Below are 7458 nucleotides of genomic sequence, written 5' to 3'. Positions count from 1 at the left end.
AGATACCGCCTTACCATGTGCCTTCTCTCAGGGTGATATGGTGGTACACCAGGGTGAACACGATGCACTTCCTGAGGAAGGCTGGTGTGATAATATTTCCGATGGTGATAATATTCTGGTTTCTCCTTCACATAGGGCCAGCTGGCTACACCACCGATTACAGCAGCTCCATAGGGGCTATTATAGGCAGATACATCTCGCTGATCACGTCTCCCATAGGCCTTTCAGACTGGAGGGCATCCCTTGCCCTTCTCTCAGGATTCCTTGCGAAGGAAGGAGTTTTGGGCACAATAAACACGATAACAGGATCTGAGGATCCAGTTGCAGCAATAAGGTCAATTTTAGGCCCTGCTGAGATAGTATCCCTCTCTGTCATGATGAACTTCTACCTTCCGTGCATGGCCACAGCAGCTGTTCTCCTTAAGGAGCTGAGATCAGCAAAATACTTGGTTTTAGTTATTGTATACGAGCTTTTAGTTGCTTATTTGCTTGCTTTCTTCTCATACCAGATCTTTGCTTTATTATTTAGCTAGTCATAGTTTTAGCCTTTCTAAAACTACAACTCTCCTTAGAAGCACCTTCCTTCCTCTTCTTTTATCATTATTCTAAGAACATGAGTTGACTTTCGGTAGTCTAGGTAGTTTTGGATCTTAAGAAATCTAGCCGAAAAAGAAAGAAGTCCTAAGCTCATGGATTCCAACATCACTAATATCTAAAGAAAAGAAATATATGAATAAAATATTCTATGAGAAGTGGAATGATTTTTATAGGGCTTTAAGTTTTGAGTCCTGTTGCGTTTACTGCTGGCTGGGTTAGGTGGGCATATGGCTAAGTTGAAGATACCTAGAGTCGATGAGATAATTGAGGTGGCTTTAAACAACGTCACTAGGAAATATGGCACTGAGGATCTTAGAGAGCTTCTTACAAGGAGAAACTTTTCAGACGTTGTTAATGAGTTAGAAGAGGAAGCTGAGAAGATATATAGAGATTCTGAGAAAAAAGCTGTTGAAGAGTATTTAAAGGATAAGGGCCTAATAGGAGAAACTCTTGCATTTCCTGTAATAAGCAAGATTATTGATAACAGTTTAATTGTGAGCATAGCAAATACTCGAAGGGCTAGGGCTGGGAGAACTGTAGAGGAAATATTGATTAGAGCATTAAGCGCCTTAGGCGTTAGGTGCGAAGGGGCAAACATTAAGTATAAAGGCTATACACCGGACATCATTATTCCAAGTAATGCGGCTTTTGGCAGTGAAAAGCACCCCAATCTCAATAAAGTCTTTGTGCTAGCTGTTAAGAGAACGTTAAGGGAGAGGTGGTCTGAAGATATACGCATATTCAGATTCCCAAATAGTGCATTTATACTAATTAAACCAGATCCTGACTTCACGCCTCAAAAAGCTAAGGATATGGCTAAAGGAGGTGTGAGGAGAGCATACATTCCGGATGGGCCCTACAATATTTATAAGAATGATTTAAGTGAGTTGGAGGAACAGCACAATGTATTGTTTAAGCCCCTTTCTCAGTTACCCAATGATCTTCTCACTTTTCAGAGACAAATTGGTATCGAGTGAATTTATTTCCTTGTTTACTTCCTTTTAAAATCTCCACATTATGATAGCTTCTTGACTTATTGTCTCACCTTTTAAGCCAGGCATGTTCTCCGGAGCATTTTTCCATGGTATTCTCTTTGTTGGTATTCTCCTGTAAACTGTTTTAATGTGTTCAAATCCATGCTTCTTAGCCATCTCCACTAGAATCATGTCTGTTAGTATTGGAACTCTTCTAACTGTTCTATTACCTATTACAAATACCATGTAACTTCTTCCCTTCTTTAGGGCCTTTCCAAGTTTCTGTAAGGCCGTGTCCATGTCATAGAAATAGCTGTAGAGATCCCAAGCTCTTTCAGGATCTTTTTCATAAACTTTATTGAAAACCTCTTCCAACGTCTTTGACTCTAGTCTTGACACGTTGCCTTTTCTCCTAACACCACCCAGAGACTTTTCATCAACATGAAGGACATCTCTTAGTCCTAGCCATAAGGCTGAATACCTAGAGAACTGGCCATAAGCAACAGTTGTTTTGCTATCTCCATAAGGGGGTGACGTTAGAATCAACGTCGCCGACTCTTTCAAGTCGCTCTCCCTAGCATCCTTGAGGTAAACCTCAGCTCTAGCTTTCTTACCTTGCATAGCCTTGTAAAACTCTTTCATACCCCTCAAATTGTTTAAGAGTGCCTCTCTAAAGGTCCCTATTACATCCGGGTTCCACTTAGCCAGCTCCTCTTTAGACATTCTATAGAGTTTGTACTCACCTCTTCTAATGTTGCTAACTTTCCAGATAGTGCATGAGAATGCTGTTGCAAAGAAGTTATACATTGCCTCATCCTCGATTCTCTTAATGTGGTGCAAAATCCTTGCTAATACCTCTACTACCTGCGGCTTAAACCAGTAGTTAAGGTTTGGAATACCTTTTGGTGGCAGATAACTAGACCCATCGTTTATAATATCAGTGAGAATTTCATCTATTTTTTCTTCAAGCTTCTTAGGATCTATAGGAGTTGTCTTAGCTCTAGCAATAACTATTGCCAAGGGATTTATGTCAAAGCCTATAGCATTCCTACCGTGAACAATCGCCTCGACTAGGACTGTTCCAGAACCACAAAACGGGTCTAAAATAACATCGTCATCTCCAACAGCAAAAGTCTCTATGACTCTCTTAGCAATAAGAGGCATCATTCTGGCCGGATATGGATGAAACCCATGAGTAAGATACTTAGTGTCCTCACCGGCGAAAGTCCAATCTCCATCAAGGGAATTAATAATATTGTTAGCTGTAGAACTACTTAAGTAACTGGGCAGTGTCTCCATTCTTCTCACCTTTAACCACCTTACCACTTTCGATAAGCCAATTTATATAATCGCCGAGTTTAAGTTTGAGAAATTCCCTTAAAGTTCTCGGAACTGTAGTTGCATACTTATTTATTGCTTCTTTGTAGCGCTTCAAATTAAACATCTTTTCTTTATTAGTTTCATCGGGCTTTATTTCCCTTAATGACATTCTGTTAACGTTTCCTGTGGTATACTTGCATCCTGCTTCCATCTTGGACCTCTTATCTAGCTGATCCACCTTTATCACCTGTCACTTCACCCCGAGTACAGCTTTTACCATACTTAGAAGTATTTCCCTGAGTTCCGATCTATGCGAATACTGTTGCTCAGCCTTCACTCTCTCCTCAACTCTATCCCCATCTACTGAGAGTATCCCTATCCCAAAGTCCTTGTAGAGGGAGTTCTCCCCTATTCCCTCAGCAATTCTCCTAGGAAGAGCGAGATAGACGAAATCAGCCACCTTCTGGTAGATAAGACATCTTCCAAGGCCATCAAATAGACCTACTCTATCGGCCTTTGCCTCGACAACAGTCAGAAGATCCCGATGATTGCTCTTCTTGTACCCAACTACATCAGGCTCGAGGGACCTGACACCGAAAAGAGCGCCAACTGGAAGAACTATTTGCTTTTCCTTTCCAGGTATAAGTGCCCTGAATTCTTTCAACTCAAGCCATCTCCTGATCGGCTCATATAGCTGCTCCTCCTTTTTCTTCACACCTTTTTCCCTACTTTTTGCCTTATCCTCATTTACAGGGTTATTCGTATCGGGTTCCATTGTGAATCATCATAATACAGCGTGATCTTATATAACCTTTTTGGTTTCATTTCAACTCTGCATTTCCAAGCATAATGTAACATACTTGGTCTAAGTCTGGCTTAAGACAGACTACAAGAATACCTGATGATTTTATACTGTGATTAAGACTATTGTAAGAAGGCAATCATTGCACGGCGAAGCTTAGCTTATGATGGAATGCGATCCTCTCCTTGAGATATCTGAAGAACCTCTCAACTCATATTCCGATCCAAGCCTCTCAAGAACCCGTCTATACCATGATCCTCTATCTACTACATCAGAAGCTTGTTAGCGCACATTCTCAAGATCTTCTTCCTAATGCGCACAGCTTTGAATCAACATCATTCCATCTTAGGCATGAACTTCATAGCCGATGGACATACAGCTAATCCTCCCATCACTGTACATCTTAGCTCCCATGGCATCATTTTTCCAACGGAATAAACGGCATCAACCGTTTCATCTAGAGGTATGGGATTCTCATATCCTCCCACTATGATATCGGCATTCGCAAAAGCTGAGGCGGCAGCTATAGCATTCCTTGTGTGGCACGGTACCTCGACAAAGCCACCGACAGGATCACAGACCATCCCAACTATGTTTTGGAGCGAGATAGCTGCGGCATCAAGGGCCTGCTTACAAGATCCACCTGATGCCTCCACAACCATCGCTGATGCCATTGCACCTGCAGCCCCTATCTCCACCTGGCAACCAGCTTCCTCAGCAGCAAATGTGGCTCTCTTCCCAATTATAAGCCCTATCACACCTGCTGCAAAGAGAGATTTAGCTATCTCCTTCTCCGATAAGCCAAGTTCCTCCTCAAGCACTGCAGTAACTCCTGGGATAACGCCAGCAGATCCTCCTGTTGGTGCAGCAACAACAATAGCACTTGAGTTGCAGGCATGCATTACAGCCATGGATAGAGCTGCTGCTTTTGTATGCAGACCTCCAACAGCCAGCTCACCTCTCTCAAGCTTCCCCAGTATTGTGCTAGCTGAGGGCTTCAGAACTCTCAATCTGACTTCTCCGCTTAACCCCTCCTCTATCGATCTCTTCATGATTTTATATCTTTCAATCATGACTTTGAGAACATCCTGCTCGCTTTTCCCGAGAAGCTCAGCCTCATACCTCAATCCCGCCTCTCCCAAGCTCATTCCTTCCTTTTCACAAAACTTTTCAACCTCAAAACCGCTTGAAAATATCTCTTTGCCCTTCATGGGCAGGAATATTGGCTCAAGAACTCTCCTCCTTACACCCTCAATGGAAGGATAGGAGGGCTCAGGGCTCCTCACTATCACTATTTTTCCATCCTCGGATTCAAGGGAATAAGCCTCTATCCCCTTGGGCTCATATCCCCTCTCTGCCTCAAATATATGGATGTACTCATCCCCTGTCAGCATGACTTTCCTTCCATTGAGCTCAAGGAACTCGAACATGCCACCGCCTATCGATCTTGCCCTAGCTGTCAGCTTCCTCTTCCTGCCCTTCATCTCTATGACTACCTCATCCGGATGTGCATCTCTACCCAGATCTGACAGGGAGAACTCTATTTTTATCCCAATCTCCTTTGCTAGCTCAATTGATCTCTTGAACTTTTCATCCATTAGATCTAGACCCAGCAATCCGGAGACAAATGCGAGATCGCTTGCCTCCTGTCTATATACCTTTGCATAAGATCCCTTCTTATCAAATATTATCCTTGCTTCAAGAAGATCGTCTAGGAGCAATCCTCTGGCCAGCTTTCCGATGAAGTAGGATGCTCCTGTGTGGGAGCTGGAAGGACCTCTTATCACAGGACCTATGACATGATTGAGGATGCTCAGCTTCATATGGGTTCAGATTCCCTCTTATTAAAAACATAGTGTTAATTGTGTCTTGATCACTAACAGAACTTCTCAAACATAGCTTGTTTTTATTCTTTCATTAGATATCCTCCAAATCCCATGGTCCAAGAAAGCAGCGGGTAGACTACCATGCGTTCCATGCCACCCCAAGCCCAATCCAAGATCAACATCCATTGCAAAAAGTACTAGTGCCACCAGCGATGTTAGACCAAGAATAACTGCAAAGTAGTATAGCGGTGGCTTCTGAACCTCATAGGAAGCTATAGCCGATATAGCTCCGAAAAAGAATGTGATGAAGGAGACTATGCTATGCAATGCGCCGAAATTTTCTGGAAAAACTCCTACACCCATGGCACCAATTCCGCACAAAATCAGGGAAATTAGGAAAATCCTGCTGGAAACAATTCTCTTCAGAAAGTAAGCACTAACCACAACAGTCAAGCCGAGCACAAAAACAGAAATGTTGAAAACAGGGGCTGATATGCGCGCGCAGAGGCTATTCGGTAGGGATGTTATGAAAGGCTTTTTATGAGGCATCAACAAACTCTGCTTCGTGATGTCTTGTGGTGTGCTGGTAATCTTGGTGAATTAGGAAGCGAAAGTTTAAATAGTAATGTGCCAAAACAATATTAAAGGTGACTTCGTGTATTTGGATGAGTTTAAAGATAAGTTGGCTAGGAATTGGGCTGGAAGCTTGTTTAGCTTAAGCTCTGCTCAAAAAATCCATCCTAGGGCTAAGGAGTATTTGTATAGGTTAACCAAGAGTAATGGAATTAGACGCATAACTTGGGGTTGGTACTGGATACCAACAAGCTATAGGGATGCTTGGGAATTTTTAGCTAGGGATAAGGGTTTTAAGGTGATAATTAAGCAAACTGCTGCAAGTATATGGAACTATGATTTTATTCATCGGGATGTTTTTCGTTTAGCTGTTAATGATCGATCTTACAAGAGAGCCTTAGAAGTTTTTACAAAAAGTATGGGTTGGGATTTTGAGGTTGAGTTTCACAAGAAAATTCCTTATGAGTACAGGGAGGTTGATGGCTTATTCGTGGAAACCCTAGAATCTTGTGTAGTCAATTGCTTAGCCGAATGGTCGTTCACAGATGCCTTTGCAACTTTATATTTTAGAAGAAAAGAGATAGATTTTAATAAATTGAGGAATTTGGGAAGATGGAAAAGGGTATCTGGGACAAACTTGAGAGCCTGGACCTTGATAAAGTATGGCTGCAAGTTATTTAACGAGCATTTTGGAAGAGAGGTCTTCGATTTCAAGGCTATTGAAATAAAGCAAGCTGAAGTTAAAGAATTGGTGAATGAAGCTGTAGAGAAGGTTGTTGGGTTTGTCTAAAGTCATAGACCTGATGAAGAGAAGGGAGGAAGAGATTCTAAACAGCCTGATTTCTCTTTCAGAGGAAACTAAAGAGAAATTTTGTAGTGAAGGTTGTTTCCGCTAGGGCCTCTGATATAAGGGATATCGCATCTTTAGTTTGTGAAAAAACGGAGTTCCAGAGAATCTAAGCGGTGCCATGAGAGACCTTCTGTGCTCATTTTCCCTCCTTATTAACATTTACAAATCAACTAGAATATCGAGGAACTCTTGAAAATAGGGGGTACTCTCATCTCCTTATCGACCTCATGCCTCAATTCTGTCTCTTCCAATTTCATTCCTTCTTACAATCTTCTCAAGCAGCCGGGAAGCTCTGATTTTTATTTTCTCATCGAAAGCACAGCAGCAAGCACGATGATGATTCCACCAACAATCCCCTTCATGCTTATCATCTGTCCAAGAATTAGAAATCCTAGTAATGTGGCAAAAAGGGGCTCTAAAGTTGATATAATGCTCGCTCTGCTTGCCTCAATGGTCTTCAACCCCTTTGAGTATAGCACATAGGGGAGAAGCGCCGTGAAAGCACCCAAGTAGATT

9 protein-coding genes are annotated in these 7458 nt (G+C 42.2%); 3 read left to right on the top strand and 6 right to left on the bottom strand.

The features are described 5' to 3' along the window. The coding region (locus D6D85_RS00645; RefSeq protein ID WP_133308276.1) for a nucleoside recognition domain-containing protein at positions 1-533 on the top strand (533 nt) is incomplete at its 5' end. Between the two features lie 291 nt (positions 534-824). Continuing rightward, complete coding sequence (locus tag D6D85_RS00640) at positions 825-1574, top strand: type II restriction endonuclease (protein WP_125670104.1); 750 nt, start codon at positions 825-827, stop codon at positions 1572-1574. A gap of 24 nt (positions 1575-1598) precedes the next feature. Here D6D85_RS00640 and D6D85_RS00635 read toward each other — a convergent pair whose 3' ends face one another. The 5 genes from D6D85_RS00635 to D6D85_RS00615 all read right to left on the bottom strand — a co-directional run bounded on the left by D6D85_RS00635 (position 1599) and on the right by D6D85_RS00615 (position 6068). Beyond that, positions 1599-2870 carry a TRM11 family SAM-dependent methyltransferase gene (locus D6D85_RS00635; protein ID WP_125670105.1) on the bottom strand — a complete coding sequence of 424 codons (1272 nt, stop codon included), beginning with the start codon at positions 2868-2870 and terminating at the stop codon, positions 1599-1601. After that, positions 2842-3138, bottom strand: coding sequence for a hypothetical protein (locus tag D6D85_RS00630; RefSeq protein WP_125670103.1), 297 nt, complete (start codon positions 3136-3138; stop codon positions 2842-2844). The genes D6D85_RS00635 and D6D85_RS00630 overlap by 29 nt, the downstream gene beginning before the upstream one ends. Before the next feature lie 3 nt (positions 3139-3141). Further along, positions 3142-3666, bottom strand: coding sequence for a hypothetical protein (locus D6D85_RS00625; protein WP_125670102.1), 525 nt, complete (start codon positions 3664-3666; stop codon positions 3142-3144). A 362-nt stretch (positions 3667-4028) separates the two neighbouring features. Continuing rightward, positions 4029-5516 carry an L-serine ammonia-lyase, iron-sulfur-dependent, subunit alpha gene (locus D6D85_RS00620; protein WP_125670101.1) on the bottom strand — a complete coding sequence of 496 codons (1488 nt, stop codon included), beginning with the start codon at positions 5514-5516 and terminating at the stop codon, positions 4029-4031. A 66-nt stretch (positions 5517-5582) separates the two neighbouring features. Next, a complete protein-coding gene (locus D6D85_RS00615; RefSeq protein ID WP_125670100.1) occupies positions 5583-6068 on the bottom strand; it encodes a DUF998 domain-containing protein in 486 nt (161 codons plus the stop codon). Positions 6069-6174: 106 nt separating this feature from the next. On the opposite strand from D6D85_RS00615, the gene D6D85_RS00610 reads away from it, so the two are divergent. Next, complete coding sequence (locus tag D6D85_RS00610) at positions 6175-6882, top strand: hypothetical protein (protein ID WP_125670099.1); 708 nt, start codon at positions 6175-6177, stop codon at positions 6880-6882. Positions 6883-7241: 359 nt separating this feature from the next. On the opposite strand, the gene D6D85_RS00605 is transcribed toward D6D85_RS00610, so the two are convergent. After that, the coding region (locus D6D85_RS00605) for an EamA family transporter (RefSeq protein ID WP_153183993.1) at positions 7242-7458 on the bottom strand (217 nt) is incomplete at its 5' end.

The sequence above is a fragment of the Candidatus Methanodesulfokora washburnensis genome (assembly GCF_003947435.1).
Taxonomy (GTDB): Archaea; Korarchaeota; Korarchaeia; order Korarchaeales; family Korarchaeaceae; genus Methanodesulfokora; species Methanodesulfokora washburnensis.
This window is presented reverse-complemented; position numbering and strand designations above follow the sequence as displayed.

Bases quoted from the DNA above. Each gene is read 5' to 3' on its own strand.
- D6D85_RS00640 (WP_125670104.1), top strand. From the start codon at position 825: ATGGCTAAGTTGAAGATACCTAGAGTCGATGAGATAATTGAGGTGGCT.
- D6D85_RS00635 (WP_125670105.1), bottom strand. From the start codon at position 2,870: ATGGAGACACTGCCCAGTTACTTAAGTAGTTCTACAGCTAACAATATT.
- D6D85_RS00625 (WP_125670102.1), bottom strand. From the start codon at position 3,666: ATGGAACCCGATACGAATAACCCTGTAAATGAGGATAAGGCAAAAAGT.
- D6D85_RS00620 (WP_125670101.1), bottom strand. From the start codon at position 5,516: ATGAAGCTGAGCATCCTCAATCATGTCATAGGTCCTGTGATAAGAGGT.
- D6D85_RS00615 (WP_125670100.1), bottom strand. From the start codon at position 6,068: ATGCCTCATAAAAAGCCTTTCATAACATCCCTACCGAATAGCCTCTGC.